We start from the raw sequence: 21,923 nt of genomic DNA on the forward strand, positions 1-21,923 counted from the left end.
ACCTGATCGGGTGACCGAGACCGTGGAGTACGTGCAGGAATTCGTCCAGGTCGACGGCGCCCGCCTGGGCATCCAGGTCTATCCGGAGCCGACCGGCCCGGCGGAGGCACCGGTGGTACTGGTCGTGCCGGCCATGGGGGTGCGGGCCCGGTACTACCGGCCCTTCGCCACCGCCCTGCGCGCCGCCGGACTGCGGGTGGTCGTGGCCGACCTGCGGGGCACCGGCGAGAGCACCCCCAGAGCCAGCCGGGCCTGTCGGTACGGCTACCCGGAGCTGGCCGCCGACATCGGTGCGGTACGCGCCGCCCTCAAGGCCCGGTTCGACGGTCGGCGCACCCTGCTGCTGGGGCACTCCCTCGGTGGGCAGGCCGCGGTGCTGCACCTGGCCCTGCACGGCGAACAGGAGGTCGACGGGTTGGTGCTGACGGCCGTGGGGATCCCGTACTGGCGGGACTTCACCGGCCCACGGCGCTACGGCGTGCTGCCGTACACCCAGGGCATCGCCGCCACGGCCCGGCTGCTCGGGGTCTGGCCGGGCTGGGGGTTCGGTGGCCGGCAGGCCCGCGGGGTGATCCGCGACTGGGCCTACACCGCCCGCACCGGTCGCTTCCCCGACCTGGAGGGGGTGGACACCGAGGCGGCCGTGCGGCAGATCCGTACCCCGGTGCTGGCCGTCAGCTTCGCGCACGACCAGTACACCCCGCATGCCACCCTGGACCGGCTCTGCGCCAAGCTTCCCGGGGCTGCCGTGGCACGCGTGCGGTATCCCGACCCGCAGGGGGTCCGGCTGGACCACTTCACCTGGGTACGCCACGCCGCCGAGCCCTTGGCCGCCCGGGTGGCCGACTTCGCCGCCACTCTGCCGGCCCGCTGACCCCTCCCACCCCCACCCGGTGATTAGGCCCTGCCAGGGCGGGTAAGCCGCAGCGCTCGAAAACGGCTTGAGGGGGACAAACATGTCGGACACACACACCGCTCTTCGATCCATGCACGACCTGGGCCTGGCGGCCTGGTTCGGTGGCTCCCTGATGGGAGCCTTCGGCGTCAACGGCGCTGCGGCCCAGGTCGGCGACTCGACCCAGCGGCTGCCGGTGGCTTCGGCCGGGTGGTCCCGGTGGACCCCGGTCAACGCCGCCGCCATCGGCGCCCACCTGGCCGGGGCGGTAGGTGAACTGGTCACCGAGAGCCCTCGGATGGCCGCCCAGCGGGGTGTCGGGCGGGTGAGCACCCTGAAGACCGCCCTGACCCTCAGCGCCCTGGCGGTGACCGGGTACAGCCGGATGCTCGGCAACCGCCTGGCCCGGGCGGGCGGGCCCAGCGTGGCCGGGGTGACCGAGCCGAACCAGCAGACCCCGCAGAACGTGGCCGCCTGTCAGCGGCAGCTCAAGCTGCTCCAGTGGACCATTCCGGCGCTCACCGGCGCGCTGATCGTGGTCACCGCGTACATGGGTGAGCAGCAGAAACCCGGGCAGGTCCTGCGCGGGGTGCTCGGCCGGGCCAACGGCCTGATGCAGTCGCCGAAGGCGATGGCCAAGGGCGGCGGGCTGATGCAGATGTCCAAGGCGATGAGCCACAACGGCCACTGAGTGGCCGCCGGCCCGGCGGTGAACGGCGACGTGCGGGCCACCGGGCCCGAGGGCGGCGCCCGGATCGCCGCGGCCGAGGGAGGGAGCCGGTCATGACGGACAGGCACAGGCAGGACCGGGGGCCCGAGGGGGTCGAGCCCTGGGGGACCACGGGCGGCTTCGACGCCGACCCCCCGTGGGGTCTCGGCGAGGACTCGCCGGGGGACGAGGGCAGCGAGGAGACCGCTGTGCCGGAGGGCCGGCGTGGGCAACGGCGAGCAGGCGAGACACCGAGTGGACGGCCGAGCGCCGGCCGGCACGGGTTCGGGTCGGTGGAGCCGACCCGGACGCCGGCCGCCGGGCCGGGGGCGCCCCCCGATCCGGCGCCGTCACGCCGCTCGTTTCCCGACGAGGTCGTCGGCGAGGACCTGCCGGACAACGCGCTGGAGGAGGCGACCGGTACGCGACCGGAGGGGGTGTCCTGGCGCCGCTGAGCACCTGGGCACCCGGCTCAGCGCGACGACCGTTCGGCTCCGGCTGCTACCCGCCCCGCGGCGAGCAGACCGGCCAGCCGCTCGGCGTCGCGCTGGGCCTGCCCGGCGCAGCAGTTGTTGAACAGCACATGCAGTTCGTCGGCCTGCCCGGCGAGTTCGGTCAGCAACTCCGACCAGATGCGCAGTTCCCGGTCCGCGTAGGCGTACCGGAAGCGCTCCTCCTTGTCGCCGCCGGCCCAGGCGGTGCTGTGCCCGTGCATCCGTACCATCGCCAGGTCGGCGGTGGCGATCAGGATCGGTGGCACGGACTCGGGGTGGCCCTGCGGCATGTCCACGGCGCAGTTGGTCAGCCCGTGCTCGCGGAGGAAGGCCAGGGTCTCCAGCGCCGCGGTGCCGTCGAACCAGGAGCCGTGTCGCAACTCGACGGCCACCCGCCAGGGTCGGCAGCGTTCGGCCAGTTCGGCGATCCGGTGCCGGGCCGCCTCGCCGCGGGCCAGCCACGGCGGGAACTGCAACAGCACCGCGCCGAGCCGGTCGGCCGCCGCGATCGGCTCCAGCGCCGCCCGGAACCGGCGCCACAGCTCGTCGTACGCCGCCGGTGGCAGATCCCGGCGGCGGATCCGGGCCGGGCCGCCGCTGGGGCGCAGGTCGGCGGGGAGGGTGGCGACCGGGGTCGGGTGACCGGTGAAGAGGCGGTACGCCTTGACGTTGAAGGTGAAGTCGTCCCCGGTGGCCGCTACCCAGCCCTGGGTGGTCTCCGGCGTCGGCACGGCGTAGTACGAGGTGTCCACCTCGACCAGGGGGAACTTGCCGGCGTAGTAGTCGAGCCGACCGGCCGGGGTGTTCGCCGCCCGTGGGTACCAGCCGGACCGTACCAGGGTCTGATCGGCCCATGAGGACGTGCCCACCTTGATGACACTCATGTAATTCAGTGCACCGCTACCCGGTGCGATCGGCAACCGCTGGGTTTGAATCGATCCTCACCGGGCAGCCGAGGCGTTGGCTACAGCGGACAAGGAGGCAAGGATGCGTGCGCTACGGCTGCCTGCATGGAAGACGGACCCGGAACTGGTCGAGGTGGATGAGCCGACACCCGGCCCCGGTCAGGTGGTGGTGAAGATCGGCGCTGCCGGTGCCTGCCACTCCGACCTGCACCTGATGCACGACTTCGAGGCGGGCAGTCTGCCCTGGAACCCGCCGTTCACCCTGGGGCACGAGAACGCCGGTTGGGTGCACGCCCTCGGTTCCGGGGTGACCGCACTGGAGTTGGGCCAACCGGTCGCCGTGTACGGGCCGTGGGGTTGTGGGGTCTGCCCCCGCTGCCGGCTCGGCGCCGAGAACTACTGCGAGAATCCGGCCGCCGCGCCGATTCCCGGCGGTGGGGGCGGTCTCGGTCTGGACGGCGGGATGGCCGACTACGAGCTGGTGCCGGACGCCCGGCTGGTGGTGCCGCTGCCCGACGGGCTGGATCCGGTGCAGGCGGCACCGCTGACCGACGCGGGGCTTACCCCGTACCACGCGATCCGCCGGTCCTGGTCGAAGCTGCCGCCCGGCAGCACCGCCGTGGTGATCGGCGTGGGTGGGCTGGGGCATGTGGGGGTGCAGATCCTCAAGGCCACCACCGCGGCCCGGATCATCGCGGTGGACACCCGGGACGAGGCGTTGCGGCTGGCCGAGGAGTGTGGTGCCGACCTGACGCTGCGTTCGGGTGAGCGGACCGTCGAGGAGATCCGTTCGGCCACCGGGGGCCGGGGTGCGGACGTCGTGCTGGACTTCGTCGGCGCGGACCCCACCCTGAAGATGGGGGCCGCCGCCGCGCGTACCGTGGGGGACCTGACCATCGTCGGCATCGGCGGCGGGACCCTGCCGGTGAGCTTCTTCTCCGTGCCGTACGAGGTCAGCATCCAGACCACCTACTGGGGCAGCCGACCGGAGCTGGTCGAGGTGCTGGACCTGGGTGCCCGTGGGCTGCTGCGGCCGAAGACGACCACCTTCAAACTGGATCAGGCGATGACCGCGTACCGGCAGATGCAGGACGGCACCCTGGAGGGCCGGGCCGTGATCGTGCCGTGACCACCGACGCGGCGGCCCCTAGAGTGATCATGTGGTCGCCGCGTTGGAGCTCTATCTGGACACCGTCGCCACCCGCCGCATCCGGGTCCTCTGGGACGCTCTGGAGGCCGAGGGCGTGCAGAGCCTGCGTTCGCTGCTGGAGCAGCGGCACCGGCCGCACGTGTCGCTGGCGGTGGCACCGCGTTTCGACCCGCAGCGGGTGGCGGCGGCGTTGGAGGGTACGACCGTGGCCGCGCCCCTGCGGCTGTCCTTCCAGTACGTCGGCCAGTTCGTCGGCCGGGTGCTCTGGCTGGGCCTGGCGCCCACCGTGGAGCTGCTGGAGCACCATCGGCGGGTGCACGACCGGCTGACCGCCGCCGGCATCCCCCTGACCGAGCACTACCGCCCGGGCAACTGGATCCCGCACTGCACCCTGTCCATGCGGGTACCGAACACCCTGTTGACCCCGGCCATCCGCCGCTGCCTGGAGATCCTCCCCCTGGAAGCCACCATCACCAGCGCCGCCCTGACCGACCACGCCCGCAACATCTCCCACCCCCTCCCCTAACATCCCCCGCCCTCTCCCCGCCGCCCCTCTCCCCCGCCGCCCCTCCCCGGCGATCTTGCACTTTCTGCCCCCGCATACCGCACATAGCGGACGAATCAGCGACCAAAAGTGCAAGATCGCCGGGGATAGAAGGGGTGGGAGGGCGGAAGGGATCAGGAGGTGGGGTCGGGGTGGCCGTGGCGCCAGTAGCCCATGAAGGCGACGGCGCGGCGGTCCAGGGCGCAGTCGGTGACCAGGTGGCGGCGCAGGGTGCGGATGACGCCTGCCTCCCCGGCCAGCCAGGCGTAGCAGGGGGCCGTCGGCGGGACCTCGGGTATGTCCCAGAGGATCGCCTCCACCTCCGTCTCCTCCATCGAAGGGCCGGGGCCGGCGGGCGGCGCTACGGCCAGCAGGTCCCGGGCCGCCTCGGCTACGGCGCCGATCAGTCGGTCCCCGTAGCGTCCGCCCTCGCGGGGCAGCCAGGTCACCTCTACGCCGGGGGGCGTGTCCAGCGGCAGGACGTCCGCCGCGTGGGGGACCTCCAGCAGCACCCGGCCCCGGGCGTCCAGGGGCAGCCGCTCGCAGATGCCGCTGATCGCCGGGACGGCGGTCTCGTCCCCGGCCAGCAGCAGACACCCGGTCGACGGCGGGCGGAACTCGCGCCCACCGTGGTCGCCCTCGTAGCCGGCGTCCGGGCCGGCGATGGCGATCTCGTCGCCGGGGCGGACCTGCTGGGCCCACCGGCTGGCCGGGCCGCCGTCGCCGTGCAGCACCAGGTCCACATCGAGTTCGTGCAGGTGCGGGCGGACCGCTCGGGCGGTGTAGGTGCGGATCGGATTGCGTAGGTGCTCCGGCAGGGCCCGCCACTGGGCGTACCAGTCGGGGCCCTGGGGCAGGTCGACCGTCCGCTGGCCGGGCAGCGGCAGGGCCAGCTTGATCCGCTGGTCGTAGCCGTTGTCGGCGAAGCGGTCCAGGTCCGGGCCGGTGAAGGTGACCCGGACGAAGGAGGGGCTGAGCCGGCGTACCGCGCGGATCTCGACGGAGAACAACCGCCACGGCGCGACGGGCAGGGTGTTGGTCATGCTGCCTTCCTTGGTACGGGCCACGGGAGGGGCTACCGGGACTGCGCGGCCGAGGCGCGCGAGCGCCACAGCAGCCAGACGAAGTACGGGGTACCGATCAGGGCGGTGACCAGCCCGGCCGGGATCTGGGCCGGGGCGATCACCGTGCGGCCCAGGGTGTCGGCGAGGCTGACCAGGGCCGCACCCAGCAGGGCGGCGACCGGGAGCACCCGGCTGTGTCGGCCGCCGACCAGGGCGCGGGCGGCGTGGGGGGCGACCAGCCCGACGAAGCCGATCACCCCGACGGCGGAGACCGCGGTGGAGGTGAGCAGCGCCGCAGCGGCCAGGGCCACCAGCCGGGTGCGTTCCAGCCGGACTCCGAGCACCCGGGGGGTGTCGTCGTCCAACGCCATCAGGTCCAGTTCGCGGCGGGCGGCCAGCACGGCCGGGGTGAGCACCAGCAGGGCGATCGCCACCGGCAGCACCTGGGTGGCGGTGCGGCCGTAGGTGGAGCCGGACATCCAGGTCAACGCCTTGCCGGTGTTCCAGGGGTCGTGGGCGACGATCAGGAAGGTGATCAACGCCATGCCGCCCTGCCAGGCCCCGAATCCGATCAGCACCAGCCGGTCGGAGCTGAGTCCACCTTTCCAGGCCACGCCGTAGACCAGGGCGAAGGCGAGCATCGCGCCGAGCCCGGCCATCCCGGAGACGGCCCACACACTGGCCAGCGGCACGAAGGTGATCAGCGATACGGCGCCCAGTCCGGCCCCGGCGGTGATGCCGAGGATGCCGGGCTCGGCCAGCGGGTTGCGGCAGACCGCCTGCACTGTGGTACCGGCCACCGCCAGGGCCGCGCCGGCCAGCATGGCGGCGGCGACTCGGGGCCATCGCTGGTCCAGCACGAAGGTGTACGCCGGGCCGGTGCTGCCGTTGACCCAGTTGACCAGGTCACCGAGGAGCACCCAGGTGTCCCCGGCCAGCATCCCGACCAGCACCGCCACGGTGACGACCGTGGCGGTCACCCCGACGACGGTGCGGTGGAAGGCGGCCGAGCGTACGGCGGCGTGACCGCCCGGGGGTCGGCGGGTGGGTCCGGCGTCGCGGTGTCGCCGGGCCAGCCAGATCAGTACGGCCGCACCGAGCAGGGTGGTGACCACCCCGGTGGGGATGTCGACCCCGGCCTGGGCGCCCATGACCGCCCGGAGCAGCACGTCCGAGCCGAGCACGATGATCACCCCGGCCAGGCCGGAGAGGGGTAGCAGCACCCGGTGGCGGTGCACTCCGGGCACCAGCGGGCCGAGCAGTCGGACGATCACCGGCGCGCAGAGGCCGACGAACCCGACCGGACCGGTGAGGGTGACCGCCGCGGCGGAGAGCAGCACGGCCAGCACGGTGACGATCAGCCGGGTACGCCGTACGTCGAGGCCGAGCACGGCGGCGGTGTCGTCGCCGAGGGCCAGGATGTCCAGGCGGTGACCGAGCAGCATCAGCGCCACGATGGACAGGCCGATGACCGGGGCCAGCTGGGTCAGGGCGTTCAGGTCGCTCTGCACCAGGGACCCGTTGCCCCAGGCGAACAGGCCGATGGTGGCCTGCTCGAAGAGCAGGAGCAGCAGCATGCTCACCGAGCTGAGCGCCAGCCCGGTGGCCGAACCGGCCAGGATCAGCCGGGTGGTGCCGGCCTGCCCGCCGGAGGACATCGCCATCACCAGTCCGGCCGCCGCCAGGCCGCCGCAGAAGGCCAGTCCACCGGCCGGCAAGGCGGGCAACGCGATGCCGAAGGCGGCGACCGACACGATGGCCAGGTGGGCACCGGCGTTGACGGCCAGGGTGTCCGGGGAGGCCAGCGGGTTGCGGGCGATGGACTGGAGGGCCGCTCCGGCGAAGCCGAGGGCGACCCCGATGGCCAGCCCGGCGAGCAACCGGGGCACCCGGGAGGCGACGAGCACCCGGACGGTCTCGTCGTCACCGCCGGTGAGCAGTCGCAGCAGGTCGAGCGCGCCCACAGCGGAGGTGCCCTGGGTGAGGTGCACGACGGCGACCACCAGGGCCAGCGCGGTGGCCGCGATGAAGGCCCCGACGATGCGGGAAGCGGAGGTGCGTCCGGCCGGAGCCGACCCGAGGGCCGGCTCCGGACGCGCGGGCGCGGACAGCCCGGTCACACCGCGTAGGTGCTGACGAACTGGTCGATGTACTGCTTGGCGGAGAGCGGCCCGCCGAAGGTCCAGATGCCGTCCGGCATCCGGTGCAGGTTGCCCTGCTGGACGAAGGGCAGCGACTTCCAGATGGCGTTGTCGGCCAGGCCCTCGGCGAAGACGTCCGTGCCGTCCGAGGCGTTGTAGAAGAAGTGCAGGTCCGGGCTCTTGAGCCCGGTCAGGCCCTCGACGTCGGTCTGGCCCAGGCCCCACACCTCGTCGACCTTGCCGGTCCAGGCGTTGGTGAGGCCGAGCTGGATGCCGAGCTGGGAGACGAAGGCACCCTGGCCGAACATCCGGATGCTGACGGTGCTGCCTTCCTTCCAGCCGTCGGCGATGGCGAACGGCTTACCGGCGGCACCGGCCTCGGCGATCTTCTTCTTGCCGTCGGCCAGGGCGGCGTCGAAGTCGGCCAGCAACTTCTCCGCCTCGGCGGTCTTGCCGACCGCCTTGGCGATCATGTTGAGGTCGGCGCGCATCCGGCCCACGTTGTCGGTGGCGTCGCTGCTCTTGGTCACCAGCACGGGGACGTACTTCTCCAGCTGGTCCAGCAGGGCGGCGCCGCGACCGTCCGAGACGACCACGAGGTCGGGGGCGAGGGCGACGATCGAGTCGACACTGGGTTCGCCACGGGTGCCGACATCCTTGACCGCGGGGTCGAGCTTGGCGGCGGTCACCCAGGTGGCGTACCCCTTGGGGTCGGCGACCCCGACCGGCATGACGCCGAGGCTGACCAGCATCTCGACCTCGCCCCACTCCAGGCCGACGACCTTGGTGGCGGGGCTGTCGAGCTTGATCTCCTTACCCCGGCTGTCGGTCACGGTGACCGGTCCGCCGGCGGCGGAGGCGGAGGGGGTGGGCTCGGCGGTGTTCTCGGTGGTGCCGCAGGCGGTCAGCAGCAGCGCGGTAGCGGCGGCGGCGACCAGGGCGGTGACACGGGTACGGGACATGATGTTCTTTCTCGTTGCCGGACCGGTCCGGGTTCAGACCGGGATACGGGTCAGGTGCCGCCCCACGGGGCGGGTGGTCACCAGACCGGTGAGTGGATCGGTGCTGACCTCGATGCGGATGCCGTAGGTCTCGGTCAGGTCCGTCTCGGTGAAGACCTGCTCCGGAGTACCGGCGGCGCGGATGCGGCCGTTGTGCAGCAGGACCACCTCGTCGGCCACCGCGGCGGCCTGGTTGAGGTCGTGCAGCACCACCCCGACCGCGACGTGGTGTTCGTCGGCCAGGTCGCGCATCAGGTCGAGGATCTCGACCTGATAGCGCAGGTCCAGGAAGGTGGTGGGCTCGTCGAGCAGCAGTACCGTGGTGTCCTGGGCCAGGCAGGTGGCCAGCCAGACCCGCTGGAGTTCGCCGCCGGAGAGTTCGTCCACGGGCCGGTCGGCCATCGCGGCCACCCCGGTGACCGCCATCGCGCGGGCGATCGCGGCCGGGCCCTCGGGGTCCTCGTTGCGCCAGCGGCCCCGGTAGGGGTGGCGGCCGTAGCCGACCACGTCCCGGACGGTGACCCCGTTGGGCACCGGTCGACTCTGCGCCAGCAGGGTGACCCGGCGGGCGAATTCCTTGGCCGGCAGGCTGGCCGCGGCGACCCCGTCGGCGCAGAACACCGCCCCGGTGTCGATCGGGTGCAGCCGGGCCAGCGCCCGCAGGAGGGTGGATTTGCCGCTGCCGTTCGGCCCGACCAGGGCGGTCACCCTACCGGCAGGCAGGGCGATCGAGGCGCCGTGGACCACTGCCTTACGGTGATAACCCAGGCAGAGGTCGACGCCACGAAGGCGCTGCTCAGCGTCGTTCGACGCCAGTACGCTCGACATACGCTTAGGTTAACCTAACCTAACTTCGGGTCAAGATGTGGGTCCTCCTCACCTCCGCCCGCCCCCGACCGGGCAGCCCCCGCCTCGATGCCACCCCACCCGCGAACCGGCTCGCGGAGAACACGAGAAGGTGTCGGGGTGGGGGACGACAGACCGGTGCGAGCGGCGGTAGCGTTGCGCGTCATCGCCGCCGGGTCGCCGGTGCGCCGACCCGCGTTCGTACGGAGGATGAGGCATGTCCATCGGCGAGGAGCCGTACGCAGTCCGCGACGACCTGGCCTCCCGGCCGACCTTCGAGGTGACCCTGCGCGGTTACGAGAGAAAGCAGGTCGACCGCTATGTGGAGCAATTGGACGGTCAACTCAGCACGGTCTCGGCCGAACGGGACCGGGCCCTGGGCCGGACCCGGGAGCTGACCGCCAAGCTCCAGGCCGCCCAGGCCGAGGTGGCCGAGCTGCGGCAACGACCGGCGCAACTGGACAAGGCGACCTTCCAGGATGTCGGCCCGATGGTCGGCCAGATCCTGGACCTGGCGGAGAAGCAGGCCGCGGCGATCATCGACACGCACACCCAGCGGGCCAACAAGCTCCAGGCGGAGGCGGAGAAGACCCTGGCCAACGCCCGGGAGCGCACCGTCAAGTCGCTGGCCGACCTCGAGGAGGAGTTGGCCGCCCGCCGCGCCGAGCACGACAAGAAGTACGAGGAACTGCGGGCCACGGCCGAGGCCGAGTTGGCGGAGACCCGGGAGCGGGCCGACCGGCTGCGCGCCGAGGGTGAGGCCGCCCACGAGCGGGCCCAGCAGGAGGCCCAGCGCATCGGCGAGCAGTGCCGCCAACAGGTCGAGCAGGCCCGGGCGGCGGCGGAGGCGCTGACCTCCTCCGCGCGTACCCAGATCCACCAGGAGATCCAGGCGGCCCGGTCCAAGAGCCAGCAGGAACTGGCCCAGCGACGGACCGCCGTCGAGGAGGAGTTGGCCGAGCGGCGGGCCACCGCCGAGGAGGATCTGGCCGAGCAGCGGGCCGCGGCGGAACGCGAGTTGGCCGCCCAGCGCACCGCCGCCGAGCAGCGGGTCAGCTCGATGATCGCGGACGCCCAGCAGTACTCCGCGGAGATCCGCAAACGCGCCGACGAGCAGGCCGCCGAGGTACGCCGACACAGCGACGAGCAGGCCGCCGTCGCCGAGGAGCAACTGCACGCCGTCCAGTTGCAGATCGGCGAGCAGCAGGACGCCCTGGCCGGCGTACAGGAGGAGTTGGAGACCGCCCGGCGGCAGCTGGCGGAGATCCAGCGGGACCGGGAGGTCACCGACGCCGAGCTGTCCCGGATGCGCCAGCAGTTGGAGGAGACCGTCCGGGATCTGACGGCGGAGAGCCGGCGACTGGACGAGGTACGCCGGGCCGTCGAGGCGGCCGAGCGGCACGCCAAGGAGACCCGGGCCCGGGTGCAACGGGAGGCCAAGCGGGTCGCCGACCTGGCAGCTGCGGCCGTGATGGCCGCCGCGGCCGGGGGTGGGGAGACCGCCGAGTATCCGATGGTCGGGGCCCGCTCCGTGCAACGCCCGCCCACCCGGGCGGCGGAGGCCGAGCCGGTGAGCCAGGGTACGACCGCCGAGCGCGATGAGCCGGAGGCGGCCGAGGGTGACGCCGCCGTCGAGGCCCCGACGGTCAGCCCCAAGGCACCGGCAGGCGGCGAACCGGCTGCCGAGGACCAGTCGTACCTCGGGCCGACCGTGGCGCTTCCGCAGAACGCCCTGGCGCGGGCCGAGGCGGCGCTGGCGGCCGGCGGACCCCCCGGCATCAACTGGTTCGCCGGGCAGCCGGAGGGCCAGGACAAGGGCCAGTACGAGGCCCCGACCGACCGGAAGCCGGAGCCCTCGACCCCCTGACCGGGAGGGCGCCCCGCGTACCACTGTGGAGCGCGGGGCGCTGAACGTGCCCGGCGCGTCAGGCGTCCGCAGGATGGTCGGGGACCCCCAGCGGTGCCAGAATCGCCCCATGCGGCGTGCGCTCGTGGGCCGGGACGAGGTGTTCGACCAGGCCTGGCACGCGCTGGGCGGGGCCGGGCAGGTGCTGCTGGAGGGGCCGGCCGGGATCGGTAAGACGGCCCTGCTGCGGGCCCTGGTGGCCGAGGCCACCCAGGCGGGTTGGTGGGTGCTGTCCTGCGCGCCGACCGAATGCGAGGCCGACCTCCCCTTCGCCGCCCTGGCCGACCTGCTGCGTCCCCTGGCGGGCCTGGCGGCGGACCTGCCGCGCCCGCAGCGGGTAGCGGCCGAGACGGTGCTGGTCACCGGCGACAGCGACGAGACGATCGACGAACGGGTGATCGGGGCGGCCACCCGGTCGCTGTTGGAGGCGGCGCTCGCCTCGGGGCGGCCGGTGCTGCTGGCCGTGGACGACGCACCCTGGCTGGATCGGCCGAGTGAGCGTGCCCTGCGGTTCGCCCTGCGCCGGGTAGGCCCCGGACTGGCCACACTGGTCAGCAGCCGCAGCGCCAGCGGGCCCACCGTGCCGGCCACCCCACTGGGGCTCGACGCGGGAGCCACCGCACCGACCCGGCTGGCGTTGACCCCGTTGGGTGTGCACGCGCTGCACCACGTCCTGCGGGAGCGGGTCGGTGCCGTCCTGGACCGTCCCCTGCTGGCCCGCATCGCCCGGGAGTCCAGCGGCAATCCGCTGGTGGCCATCGAGGTGGCCCGGGCGGTGCAGCGGCTGCCGAAGCCACCGGAGCCGGCCCAGGAGCTGCCGGTGGCCTCCTCCATCCACCAACTCCTGGCGGAGGTGCTGGCCGGGCTGCCGATCCGGTGCCGCAACGCCGTACGGCTGGCGGCGCTGCTCGGGGTGCCCCTGCTGCGGGACCTGACGGCGGCCGGGGTCGGCCCGCGCGCCTTCGATCCCGCCGAGGAGGCCGGACTGCTGATGGTGACCCCGACCCGGGTGCAGTTCGCCCACCCGGTCTACGCGGCGGCGGTACGGGCCGGCATCCCGCCGGGGGTACGGCGAGGGCTGCACCGCAGGCTGGCCGAGGCGGTGGCGGACCCCGACGAACGGGTGCGTCAGCTGGCCGCCTGCACCACCACGGCCGATCCGGTGGTCGCCGACGCCCTGGCCGCTGCCGCCGTACGCCGCCACACCCGGGGTGCACCGGAGGCGGCGGCGAACCTCTACGAGGCGGCTGCCCGACTAACCCCGGCCGAGGACCGCCCTACCCTGGGGCAGCGGCTGCTGGCGGCGGCCCGGTGCCGGTTCGACTGCGGCGATCACCCGGGGGCACGGATGGCCGCCGAACAGGTGGCCGCCGGGTTCACCGGCCACCTGCGGGCCGAGGCGCTGCTGTTGCGCGCGGTGGTCGCCTGGAGCGCGGACGAGCCGGGCGGCACCGCCCTGGCGGCCGCCGGACGGGCCCTGGCCGCCACCCAGCCCGGTTCCCCCCTGGCCGGGCGGATCCACGCCCACCTGGCCCTCTTCGTCGACCTGCCGGACCCGGCGCGGACTCACGCGGAGGCGGCCATCGCCCTGCTCACCGGCCCGGGTGGCGACCGGGAGCTGCTGGCCGCGGCCCTGCTGCACCTGTTCTTCAGCGAGGTACGCGCCGGCGAGCCACCCCGCACCGAACTGCTGGACCGGGCCCTGGGCATGGAGGGGGCCGAACCCTCCTGGCTGGCCGGTACGATCCCGGCGATCTGGTGGAAGGGGATCGACGAACCCGACCGGGCGCGTGAGCGGCTGACCCGGCTGCTGGACCGGGCGGCGGCGCGCGGCGACGAACCCTCCCAGTACGAACTGCTCAAGCATCTCGGTGAGACGGAGTTGCTGGCCGGGCGGTGGGCGCTGGCCGAGCGGCACATCGCGGCGGCCCGAGACCTCGGTGAGCTGCTGGGCACCGAGTTGACCGCGGAGATCTGGCTGACCGGCCTGCTGGACGCCCTGCGGGGACGGCTGGAGGCGGCGGGACGGGTGGCCGAGGCGGGCCTGCGGCTGGGCGAGGAACTCGACGACGACTGGTGCCGCCGCATCCACCTGCAACTGGCTGCCTTCGTCGCGCTCTGCGCCGGGCGGGTCGCCGAGGCGGCGGCCGGGTACGGTCGGCTGGCCGCCACGGTGGACCAGATGGGCCTTACCGAGCCCCTGGCGCAGCGCTTCGAACCGGACTGGATCGAGGCATGTGTGGCCGCCGGTGACCTGGCCACCGCCCGCGCCGCCCTGCACCGGCTGACCGAACGGCACCGCCGCCTGCCCCGGCCCTGGACCCTGCTGGGCCTGGCACGCAGTCGTGTCCTGCTGGACAGCGCCGCCGGTGGGGACCCCTCGGCTGCCCTGGACGACCTGGTCGCCGCCCGCGCCGCGGTGGCACCGGAGGTCCTGCCGCTGGACCGGGCCCGCTGCCTGCTGGTGGTCGGCATCGTGCACCGGCGACAGCGTCGCAAGCGCCCGGCCCGGGAGGCCCTGGCGGCGGCGGCGGGCGAGTTCGAGGCGCTGGGTGCGGCGGCCTTCGCCGCCCGGGCGCGGGCGGAGGCGGCCCGGTTGGGCGGCCGGCCTCCGGCACCCTCGGGGTTGACCGCCACGGAGGAACGGGTGGCCCGGCTGGCCGCCCTGGGACGGACCAGTCGGGCCATCGCCGACGAGTTGTTCGTCAGCCCCAAGACGGTGGAGACGAACCTCTCCCGGGTCTACCGCAAGCTGGGCATCTCCCGGCGGGCCGAACTCAACGCGGCGCTGGCCGGGGTCGACCTCCCCGGGGCGACGCTGGGCCACAAAGGCTAGGGAAACACCGGATTCCTTCGCCTGGTCACGGCCGTACCGTCAAGGTCACCCCGACCGTCAGTGGCGCTGGTGCCCAGCGCTGCCGGCCGGGCTGGAGTAGGAGAGCAGACAGGTGCGACGACTGATCCTGCCGGTGGTGCTGGCGGCGGCCCTGGCACTGACCGGCTGCGGCGACAGCGAGCCGACGACACCGGCCGCCGGTCCGGACGCCGGCTCGGACGCCGACCTCGACCTGCCGGTCGACGGCGGCGGGTCCGTCCGCCCGGCCTGCCCCTTCACCGCCGAGCAGATCGCCGAGATCGTCGGCCAGCAACTCAACGACCAGGGCAACTGCAGCTTCGGCGACGGGATCGCGCTGCTCACCGTGACCACGGCCTCCCGGGAGGCTGGGGAGATGACCTACGACTACCAGCGCCAGCAGGCCGACCAGACCTACCGGTCGGTGACCGACCTCGGTGTCGGGGACAAGGGCTACCTGGCGGTCAAGGACATCGAGGCGGAAGCGGTGGTGATCAACGGCGCGGGCAGTTTCACCGTGACATTGAGCAGCTTCGCGCGTCTCGGCGCCCAGCCGGACGGATACGCCCAGGTGATGCGCGAGCTGGTCGACGCCCTGCCGCGCTGAAACCCTCGACGAAGGAGACACCGTGCGCCACCTGACCACCGTCGCTCGACTCGCCGTGACGGCCACCGCCCTGGCCACCCTGGCCGCCTGTGGCGGAGCGGAGCCCGCAGCGGCGCCGCCGGCACCGGCGCCGCCCTCGGAACCGGTGGCGCCGACCGAGGTCACCGAGGCACCCGAGCCGCCCGCGGCCACCCCGGTGGACGCCTGCGCCCTGGTCTCCAAGCAGGATGCCGAGAAGGTGGCCGGTACCCCCCTGGACGACCCGCTGCCCAGCGGGGAGAGCTGCTGGTTCACCGGGCCGGTCTCCGGGCCGGTGGCGCAGGTGGAGGTGCATGTCGGGGACGGGGCCAAGAAGATGCTGGACATCGACCGCGACCTCGATCATGAGTTCGAGACCCTGTCCGGCATCGGTGACGAGGCGTACCTGGAGGACTGGAACGTCTTCGTCAACGTCTCCGGAGTCTGGGTGGCCATCCGGCTGGTCCGTACGGATGAACCGGAGGAGTACAACAAGCGGCTGACCGAGCTGGCGCGGACGGTGGCCGGACGGCTCTGACCCCAACCCGGCGGCGACCTCGGTATCACCTGCACAGCAGCCCCTAACATCGTGGTGTGTCGATTGACAAAGTTCATGATCCCAACTTATTGTGCGAGCCGGCCGGAGGTTGCCGGCGGTCCGGCGACAGGCGGCCAGCCACCCGACACCATCACCACGCGAGGAGCGCCATGGCTGGGCTGCGCACACCACGAAGGACACGATGGCGACTGGGGGTGGTCGGCGTCGGAGTCGCCACCCTGCTGGCCGGGATCGGGCTGGTCGGCACGGGTGCCGCCCAGGCGGCGGCCGGCTGCAAAGTGGTGTACTCCGCGCCGAGCCAGTGGCCGGGCGGCTTCACCGCTAACGTCGACCTGACCAACCTCGGCGACCCGCTCAACGGCTGGCGACTGACCTGGACCTTCCCCTCCGGGCAACGGGTGACCCAGGCGTGGAACGCCACCGTCACCTCCAGCGGCAACGACGTCACCGCCACCAATGTCGGCTACAACGCCGCGCTGGGCACCAACCAGACGGTGTCCTTCGGCTTCAACGGCTCGTGGTCCGGCAGCAACACCGCCCCCACCTCGTTCGCCCTCAACGGGGTCACCTGCACCGGCAGCGTGGGCCCGACCACCCCGCCCCCCACCACCCCGCCGCCGACCAGCCCTCCCCCGACCACCCCGCCGCCGACCGGTGACGCGATGGCCTACGTGGCCGCGATGCAGCCGGGCTGGAACCTGGGCAACACCTTCGACTCCGTCGGCGCCGACGAGACCGCCTGGGGCAACCCGCGGGTCACCGCGGCCCAGTTGGACGCCATCCGGGCCCAGGGGTTCAACAGCATCCGGATCCCGGTCACCTGGAGCAACCGCCACGGTCCGGCCCCGTCGTACACCATCGACGCGGCCTGGCTGAACCGGATCAAGGAGGTCGTCGGCTGGGCCCTGGACGACGGCTTCTACGTGATGATCAACCTGCATCACGACTCGTGGCAGTGGATCCACGAGATGCCGAGCAACCGGACGACCGTGCTCAACCGCTACAACGCGCTCTGGACCCAGATCGCGGCGGCCTTCCGGGACGCCTCACCCAGGCTGCACTTCGAGAGCGTCAACGAGCCGCAGTTCGCCAACAGCTCCGGTGACGCCCAGAACGCGCAACTGCTGCACGAGCTGAATGTCAACTTCCACCGGATCGTCCGGGCCTCCGGCGGCAACAACGCCACCCGGATGCTGGTCCTGCCGACCCTGCACACCTCCTCCGAGCAGGCCCGGATCAACGAGCTGACCACGACCCTCAACCAGCTGGGCGACCGCAACCTGATCGCCACGGTGCACTTCTACGGCTACTGGCCCTTCAGCGTGAACGTCGCCGGTGGCACCCGCTTCGACGCCACCACCCAGCAGGACCTGGTGGACGCCTTCGACCGGGTCTACAACGCCTTCGTCGCCCGGGGCATCCCGGTGATCATCGGCGAGTACGGGCTGCTCGGCTTCGACCGGCACACCGGCACCATCCAGCAGGGCGAGAAGCTGAAGTTCTTCGAGTACTTCGGGTACTACGCCCGGCACCGCCAACTGACCACCCAACTGTGGGACAACGGTCAGCACTTCAACCGGACCACCTTCGCCTGGCGGGACGCCGAGCTGATCAACCAGATCAAGTCGAGCTGGACGACCCGCTCCGGCACCGCCTCCTCCGACCAGGTGTACGTGCCGCGTACCGGCTCGATCACCGCCAAGACCCTGACCCTGAACCTCAACGGCACCACCTTCTCCGGTCTGCGTCAGGGCAGCACCGAACTGGTCCGGGGCACGGACTACACCGTCTCCGGCAACCAGTTGACGCTGACCGCCAGCGCGGTGACCCGGCTGGTCGGCAACCGGGCGTACGGCGTCAACGCCACCCTCCAGGCCCGGTTCTCGGGCGGCGTGCCGTGGCGGATCGACGTGATCAGCTACGACCCGCCGGTGCTGTCCAACGCCACCGGGACGACGGCCGCCTTCGCCATTCCCACCCAGTTCCGGGGCGACCAGTTGGCCACCATGGAGGCGCGGTACGCCGACGGCAGCAACGCCGGCCCGCACGACTGGACGTCGTTCAAGGAGTTCGACGTCACCTTCGCCCCCGACTACACCGGCAACCGGATCACCCTCACCGACACCTTCTTCGGTGAGGTACGCGACGGCAGCCCGGTCACCCTCACCTTCCACTTCTGGAGCGGTGCCCAGGTGACCTACCGGGTCACGAAGTCCGGCGGCAACGTCACCGGCCAGACCGGCTGACCGACCGCGCGTAACCGGCCGGCCTTCCCCCTCGCCGGCCCACACCGGCCACCGGCCTCCCCGCCGGTGGCCGGTGGCGCGCACCGGTCATCATTGGTTCATGATCCGATTCGTACTGAACGTGCTCTGGCTCATCTTCGGCGGCGGGCTCGTGCTGGCGATCGGCTACGGCATCGCCGCTCTGATCTGTTTCGTCCTCGTCGTCACCATCCCCTTCGGGGTGGCCTCGCTGCGGCTGGCGTCGTACTCGCTGTGGCCCTTCGGGCGCACCCTGGTCCCCAAGCCCGGAGTCGGGGTCGCCTCCGGCGTCGCCAACGTCATCTGGGTGGTCCTCGCCGGCTGGTGGCTGGCCCTGTCCCACATCGTCGCCGGGGTCAGCCTCTGCCTGACCATCATCGGCATCCCCTTCGGGGTGGCCAACTTCAAGCTCGTCCCGGCCGCCGTCTGGCCGCTGGGCCAGGAGGTCGTCCCCGCCCCCTGAGTCACGCCACCGGCCCGGCGGACCACGCCGGGCCGGTGGCCGGCGGCGGGCAGCCCAGCGGCCACCGGATCGTGCTACCAACCCCGTAGAGCAGGGGATTTCCGGACGTACCCGCCGCCAGAATCAGCGGATGGACCGCATCCTGGCCGTGCTCGCCGCGCTGCCTCCGCTGCTCGTACTGGCCCTGGTGTTCCTGTTGCCGGCCCTGGAGTCCTCGACCCTGCTGGGGTTGTTCGTGCCCGGTGAGGCCGTCGTCCTGGTCGGCGGGGTGGTGGCCCACCTGGGTGGGCTGCCGTTGTGGGCGGTGATCATCGCCGCGACGGTCGGGGCCTGCCTCGGCGACCAGGTCGGCTACCTGGTGGGTCGCCGTTACGGGCCGGGGGTGCTGGCCCACGCGCCGGCCCTGCTCCGTCGCCGCCTGGACCTGGACCGGGCCCGACGCCTGGTGGCCCGCCGAGGGGCGGTCGCGGTGGTGATCGGCCGTTGGGTGGCCGTGCTGCGGGTGCTGATGCCCCTGGTCAGCGGTGCCAGTGGAATGCCCCGGCGCATCTTCGGCTGGGCCAACCTCACCGGCGGGCTGCTCTGGGCGGCGGCCGTTTCCACCCTCGGCTACCTGGGTTCGGCCTCCTACCGCTACCTGGAGCGGGAGCTGGGCATCGGCACGTACACCCTGCTGGCCTTGATCGTGGTGCTGGCCCTGCTGGGCTCCTGGCGGCGCCACCGCAGGGCCCACTGACCCGGACCCGGCCGACGGACACCGGTGCCGGCGGGCGGGCTCACCAGAGGGTGGACCAGTAGTCCCAGAACCGGACCAGGATGGCCAGCATGATCACCAGGTACCAGACGACCAGGATGAGGCTGTGGTAACCGGCCAACCGGGCCAGTGGGGACGCCGGCGCGACCGCCCCCAGGTTGCGCAGGGTGGTGTAGAGGAAGATCGCGATGGTGACCACCCAGACCACCATGCAGTACGGGCACAGCGCCGAGATGACGTAGAGGCTCTGGTAGATCAGCCAGTGCACGAAGACCACCCCGAAGGTGGCCCCGACCTGGAGACCCAGCCAGCACCAGCCGGGCAGCCGCACCCGGGCCAGCAGCAGAACCCCCAGGGTGGTCACCACCGCGAAGCCGGCGATGCCGAGCAGGGGGTTCGGGATGCCGAAGGCGGCGGCCTGGGGGGTGGTCATCACCGACCCGCAGGACAGGATCGGGTTGATGCTGCAGGTCGGCACGTAGTCGGCGTCCGCCAGCAGGTTGATCTTCTCGACCGTCAGGGTGCCGGCGGCCAGCAGGCCGATGCCGCCGCCCAGGGTCAGCACCCAGGCGGTGACCCGGGCCAGGAAATTGCGGTGCCGCGCCGTAGCCGCCGCCCGGCGGGCCATCGTCGCGCTCATCCGGCCAGGGCGGCGTCGATGGCGGCGATCATGTCCGACTGGGTCCGGACCCCGGTCAACTCCCGGCCGTTGAGGAAGAAGGTAGGCGTGCCCCGCACCCCCACGGTCTCACCGTCGGCCCGGTCCGCAGCCACCCGTTGGGCGGTGGCCGGGGCCTCCAGGTCCTGCCGGAAGCGGTCCACATCCAGGCCGAGATCGCGGGCGTACCCGACGAACCGGTCGGTCTGCGGGGTGTTCTGGTGTCCCCACTGCTCCTGGTTGTCGAACAACGCGGCGTACATCTGCGGGAAGCGGCCCTGCTCGGCGGCGGCCTGGGCGGCGCGGGCGGCCAGTTCGGCGTTGGGGTGGCTGGAGATCGGGAAGTACCGCACCACGAAGGTGATCCGGTCCTGGTAGGTGTCCAGGATCTCGGTGATCGACGGGTGGACCGCCCGGCACGCCTCGCACTCGAAGTCGAGGAACTCCACGAGGGTGACCTTGCCGTCGGGTGCCGTGCTGAGCCGGTGGCTGTCGTCGCGGACCAGTACGGCCTCGTCGACCGGTGCGCCACTGGCGGCGGGTCGGCCGATGTTCCGGTTGACGGCGATCCCAACGATCATGACCAGGATGACCAGCAGGATCATCGCCAGGGTCAGTCGGGTGTTCCTCGTCATGCCGCTGCCAGCCTTCCGTGTGGGGACGCGCCCCATGCTGGCCCGGTTTCCTGACAGCTAGCTGAAAGCCCGCGCAACCACCGCGAGCCCGGTCTCACCAGTGCGCGCCGTGACACACGTCCTCGGCGCCCTGGGGCTCCACCTGGAGGGTGGCGTGCTCGATCTCGAAGCGGTCGTGCAGCACCTGCCGGGCCGTGCTGAGCACCTGGCCCAGGTCGGCCCCGGCCGTCAGTTTCAGGTGCGCCGAGGCCACCTCCATGCCCGAGGTCAGGGTCCACACGTGCAGGTCGTGCACGTCGGCTACGCCCTCCACCCCGCGCAGTTCGGTCCGTACCTCGGTGATGTCCAGGTGCGGCGGGGCGGCCTGCACGAGCACCCGCAGGGCGGCCCGCCCCAGCTTGAGGGTGCGGGGCAGGATGAACACCCCCACCGCCACGGCGATGATGGGGTCGGCGTACCACCAGTCGGTCAGCGCGATCACCACGGCGGCGACGATCACCCCGACCGAGGCGAGCAGGTCGCCGAGGACCTCCAGGTAGGCCCCGCGTACGTTCAGGCTCTCCTTGGAGCCGGAACGCAGCAGCAGGAAGGCCACGATGTTGGCCAGCAGACCCGCCACGGCCACGGTCAGCATGGGGCCGACCAGCACCTGCGGTGGTTCCTCGAACCGGCGTACCGCCTCCACCACGACGTAGACGGCGACCCCGAACAGCAGCACCGCATTCGCCAGCGCCGCCAGCACCTCCATCCGGTACAGGCCGAAGGTGCGTTGGCCGTCCCGGGATCCCCGGCTGGCCGCCGTGATCGCCGCCAGGGCCATGCCGATGCCGAGCACGTCGGTGAACATGTGCCCGGCGTCCGACAGCAGCGCCAGGGAGCCGGTCACCCAGGCCCCGATCGCCTCCACCACCATGAAGACGGCCAGCAGGGCGAAAGCCGCCCACAACCGCCCACGGTGCTTCTCCCCCGCGCGCAGCACCTGCTGGCCGTGGTCATGTCCGGCACCCATCGTGCGCCCTCCCGCCCCGCCGACGGCGATCAACATATGCGGGCATAGCAATAAGTGCAACTCTAGTGGTCGACCGGCTGCTCCACCGCCGTTTCGGCAGAAAGGCCGGACCGCAGGTCAGTGCGCGCCGCGCAGGTTGAGCAGGACCACCCCGGCGATGATCAGACCCACCCCGACCACCTTGGTGACCGTCAGGGGCTCCCCCAGCACGGTCGCGCCGATGGCCACGATCGCCGCGGTGCCCAGGCCGGACCAGAGGGCGTACGCGACCCCGACCTCGATGCCCTTGACCGCCTGGGCGAGCAGGGCGAACGCCGTCAGGTAGGACACGGCCAGCCCCACGGTCGGCCACAGCCGGGTGAACCCCTCCGTGGCCTTGAGCAGGCTCGTGCCGGTGACCTCGGCGGCGATAGCCAGCAGCAGGAAGACGTACGCCACCATGCACCC

General features: G+C 72.5%; 21 protein-coding genes. 12 read left to right on the forward strand and 9 right to left on the reverse strand.

All coding sequences use genetic code 11. From position 1 onward, the window contains the following. Positions 1-22: 22 nt before the first annotated feature. The 3 genes from ABZ795_RS24270 (at position 23) to ABZ795_RS24280 (ending at position 2,059) form a co-directional block, all read left to right on the forward strand. The gene (locus ABZ795_RS24270) at positions 23-874 is read left to right on the forward strand and encodes an alpha/beta fold hydrolase (RefSeq protein ID WP_357532037.1); all 852 of its coding nucleotides are present in this window, start codon (positions 23-25) and stop codon (positions 872-874) included. A gap of 82 nt (positions 875-956) precedes the next feature. After that, positions 957-1,586 carry a hypothetical protein gene (locus tag ABZ795_RS24275; protein WP_327026950.1) on the forward strand — a complete coding sequence of 210 codons (630 nt, stop codon included), beginning with the start codon at positions 957-959 and terminating at the stop codon, positions 1,584-1,586. Between the two features lie 92 nt (positions 1,587-1,678). After that, positions 1,679-2,059 (forward strand): hypothetical protein, encoded by a 381-nt coding sequence (locus ABZ795_RS24280; RefSeq protein ID WP_327026951.1) that lies wholly within the window; start codon positions 1,679-1,681, stop codon positions 2,057-2,059. Between the two features lie 17 nt (positions 2,060-2,076). On the opposite strand, the gene ABZ795_RS24285 is transcribed toward ABZ795_RS24280, so the two are convergent. Next, the gene (locus ABZ795_RS24285) at positions 2,077-2,982 is read right to left on the reverse strand and encodes a DUF72 domain-containing protein (RefSeq protein ID WP_357531988.1); all 906 of its coding nucleotides are present in this window, start codon (positions 2,980-2,982) and stop codon (positions 2,077-2,079) included. 103 nt (positions 2,983-3,085) lie between these two features. On the opposite strand from ABZ795_RS24285, the gene ABZ795_RS24290 reads away from it, so the two are divergent. Together ABZ795_RS24290 and ABZ795_RS24295 are read left to right on the forward strand one after the other, a co-directional pair. Then, positions 3,086-4,132 carry an NAD(P)-dependent alcohol dehydrogenase gene (locus tag ABZ795_RS24290; RefSeq protein WP_357531989.1) on the forward strand — a complete coding sequence of 349 codons (1,047 nt, stop codon included), beginning with the start codon at positions 3,086-3,088 and terminating at the stop codon, positions 4,130-4,132. Between the two features lie 31 nt (positions 4,133-4,163). Continuing rightward, positions 4,164-4,679 carry a 2'-5' RNA ligase family protein gene (locus ABZ795_RS24295; protein WP_327026954.1) on the forward strand — a complete coding sequence of 172 codons (516 nt, stop codon included), beginning with the start codon at positions 4,164-4,166 and terminating at the stop codon, positions 4,677-4,679. Positions 4,680-4,831: 152 nt separating this feature from the next. On the opposite strand, the gene ABZ795_RS24300 is transcribed toward ABZ795_RS24295, so the two are convergent. The 4 genes from ABZ795_RS24300 to ABZ795_RS24315 are packed head-to-tail and all read right to left on the reverse strand — an operon-like array spanning position 4,832 to position 9,731. Then, positions 4,832-5,740 carry a siderophore-interacting protein gene (locus tag ABZ795_RS24300; protein ID WP_357531990.1) on the reverse strand — a complete coding sequence of 303 codons (909 nt, stop codon included), beginning with the start codon at positions 5,738-5,740 and terminating at the stop codon, positions 4,832-4,834. Between the two features lie 32 nt (positions 5,741-5,772). Further along, positions 5,773-7,881 (reverse strand): iron ABC transporter permease, encoded by a 2,109-nt coding sequence (locus ABZ795_RS24305; RefSeq protein ID WP_357531991.1) that lies wholly within the window; start codon positions 7,879-7,881, stop codon positions 5,773-5,775. Further along, positions 7,878-8,864 carry an iron-siderophore ABC transporter substrate-binding protein gene (locus ABZ795_RS24310; RefSeq protein WP_357531992.1) on the reverse strand — a complete coding sequence of 329 codons (987 nt, stop codon included), beginning with the start codon at positions 8,862-8,864 and terminating at the stop codon, positions 7,878-7,880. The genes ABZ795_RS24305 and ABZ795_RS24310 overlap by 4 nt, the downstream gene beginning before the upstream one ends. A gap of 33 nt (positions 8,865-8,897) precedes the next feature. Next, positions 8,898-9,731 (reverse strand): ABC transporter ATP-binding protein, encoded by an 834-nt coding sequence (locus ABZ795_RS24315; protein WP_357531993.1) that lies wholly within the window; start codon positions 9,729-9,731, stop codon positions 8,898-8,900. Between the two features lie 235 nt (positions 9,732-9,966). Between ABZ795_RS24315 and ABZ795_RS24320 the strand changes: the two genes are divergently transcribed. The 7 genes from ABZ795_RS24320 to ABZ795_RS24350 all read left to right on the forward strand — a co-directional run bounded on the left by ABZ795_RS24320 (position 9,967) and on the right by ABZ795_RS24350 (position 19,156). Continuing rightward, positions 9,967-11,616, forward strand: a complete 1,650-nt coding sequence (locus tag ABZ795_RS24320; RefSeq protein ID WP_357531994.1) for a hypothetical protein — start codon at positions 9,967-9,969, stop codon at positions 11,614-11,616. A 109-nt stretch (positions 11,617-11,725) separates the two neighbouring features. Then, positions 11,726-14,491 (forward strand): AAA family ATPase, encoded by a 2,766-nt coding sequence (locus ABZ795_RS24325; RefSeq protein ID WP_357531995.1) that lies wholly within the window; start codon positions 11,726-11,728, stop codon positions 14,489-14,491. Positions 14,492-14,603: 112 nt separating this feature from the next. Next, positions 14,604-15,116 (forward strand): hypothetical protein, encoded by a 513-nt coding sequence (locus ABZ795_RS24330; protein ID WP_357531996.1) that lies wholly within the window; start codon positions 14,604-14,606, stop codon positions 15,114-15,116. A gap of 22 nt (positions 15,117-15,138) precedes the next feature. Continuing rightward, on the forward strand, positions 15,139-15,672 hold the full coding sequence (locus ABZ795_RS24335) for a hypothetical protein (RefSeq protein WP_327026962.1): 534 nt from the start codon (positions 15,139-15,141) through the stop codon (positions 15,670-15,672). Positions 15,673-15,842: 170 nt separating this feature from the next. After that, positions 15,843-17,939 (forward strand): cellulase family glycosylhydrolase, encoded by a 2,097-nt coding sequence (locus ABZ795_RS24340; RefSeq protein ID WP_357531997.1) that lies wholly within the window; start codon positions 15,843-15,845, stop codon positions 17,937-17,939. 100 nt (positions 17,940-18,039) lie between these two features. Continuing rightward, positions 18,040-18,420, forward strand: coding sequence for a YccF domain-containing protein (locus ABZ795_RS24345; RefSeq protein WP_327026965.1), 381 nt, complete (start codon positions 18,040-18,042; stop codon positions 18,418-18,420). Between the two features lie 130 nt (positions 18,421-18,550). Next, on the forward strand, positions 18,551-19,156 hold the full coding sequence (locus ABZ795_RS24350; RefSeq protein WP_357531998.1) for a DedA family protein: 606 nt from the start codon (positions 18,551-18,553) through the stop codon (positions 19,154-19,156). Between the two features lie 40 nt (positions 19,157-19,196). Here ABZ795_RS24350 and ABZ795_RS24355 read toward each other — a convergent pair whose 3' ends face one another. The 4 genes from ABZ795_RS24355 to ABZ795_RS24370 all read right to left on the reverse strand — a co-directional run bounded on the left by ABZ795_RS24355 (position 19,197) and on the right by ABZ795_RS24370 (position 21,914). Continuing rightward, positions 19,197-19,802 carry a vitamin K epoxide reductase family protein gene (locus tag ABZ795_RS24355; protein ID WP_357532038.1) on the reverse strand — a complete coding sequence of 202 codons (606 nt, stop codon included), beginning with the start codon at positions 19,800-19,802 and terminating at the stop codon, positions 19,197-19,199. 8 nt (positions 19,803-19,810) lie between these two features. Next, entirely contained in the window at positions 19,811-20,467 is a 657-nt protein-coding gene (locus ABZ795_RS24360) for a thioredoxin domain-containing protein (RefSeq protein WP_357531999.1), read from the reverse strand. Positions 20,468-20,561: 94 nt separating this feature from the next. Beyond that, complete coding sequence (locus ABZ795_RS24365) at positions 20,562-21,476, reverse strand: cation diffusion facilitator family transporter (protein ID WP_357532000.1); 915 nt, start codon at positions 21,474-21,476, stop codon at positions 20,562-20,564. Between the two features lie 117 nt (positions 21,477-21,593). Beyond that, a complete protein-coding gene (locus ABZ795_RS24370) occupies positions 21,594-21,914 on the reverse strand; it encodes a multidrug efflux SMR transporter (protein ID WP_327026970.1) in 321 nt (106 codons plus the stop codon). Positions 21,915-21,923 lie beyond the last annotated feature (9 nt).

The sequence above is a fragment of the Micromonospora sp. NPDC047134 genome (assembly GCF_040643455.1).
Lineage (GTDB): Bacteria > Actinomycetota > Actinomycetes > Mycobacteriales > Micromonosporaceae > Micromonospora.

Coding starts and splice junctions, on each gene's coding strand:
- ABZ795_RS24275 (WP_327026950.1), top strand. CDS start 957: ATGTCGGACACACACACCGCTCTTCGATCCATGCACGACCTGGGCCTG.
- ABZ795_RS24325 (WP_357531995.1), top strand. CDS start 11,726: ATGCGGCGTGCGCTCGTGGGCCGGGACGAGGTGTTCGACCAGGCCTGG.
- ABZ795_RS24310 (WP_357531992.1), bottom strand. CDS start 8,864: ATGTCCCGTACCCGTGTCACCGCCCTGGTCGCCGCCGCCGCTACCGCG.
- ABZ795_RS24290 (WP_357531989.1), top strand. CDS start 3,086: ATGCGTGCGCTACGGCTGCCTGCATGGAAGACGGACCCGGAACTGGTC.
- ABZ795_RS24340 (WP_357531997.1), top strand. CDS start 15,843: ATGGCTGGGCTGCGCACACCACGAAGGACACGATGGCGACTGGGGGTG.
- ABZ795_RS24300 (WP_357531990.1), bottom strand. CDS start 5,740: ATGACCAACACCCTGCCCGTCGCGCCGTGGCGGTTGTTCTCCGTCGAG.
- ABZ795_RS24315 (WP_357531993.1), bottom strand. CDS start 9,731: ATGTCGAGCGTACTGGCGTCGAACGACGCTGAGCAGCGCCTTCGTGGC.
- ABZ795_RS24350 (WP_357531998.1), top strand. CDS start 18,551: ATGGACCGCATCCTGGCCGTGCTCGCCGCGCTGCCTCCGCTGCTCGTA.
- ABZ795_RS24320 (WP_357531994.1), top strand. CDS start 9,967: ATGTCCATCGGCGAGGAGCCGTACGCAGTCCGCGACGACCTGGCCTCC.
- ABZ795_RS24280 (WP_327026951.1), top strand. CDS start 1,679: ATGACGGACAGGCACAGGCAGGACCGGGGGCCCGAGGGGGTCGAGCCC.
- ABZ795_RS24345 (WP_327026965.1), top strand. CDS start 18,040: ATGATCCGATTCGTACTGAACGTGCTCTGGCTCATCTTCGGCGGCGGG.
- ABZ795_RS24365 (WP_357532000.1), bottom strand. CDS start 21,476: ATGGGTGCCGGACATGACCACGGCCAGCAGGTGCTGCGCGCGGGGGAG.
- ABZ795_RS24285 (WP_357531988.1), bottom strand. CDS start 2,982: ATGAGTGTCATCAAGGTGGGCACGTCCTCATGGGCCGATCAGACCCTG.
- ABZ795_RS24355 (WP_357532038.1), bottom strand. CDS start 19,802: ATGGCCCGCCGGGCGGCGGCTACGGCGCGGCACCGCAATTTCCTGGCC.
- ABZ795_RS24360 (WP_357531999.1), bottom strand. CDS start 20,467: ATGACGAGGAACACCCGACTGACCCTGGCGATGATCCTGCTGGTCATC.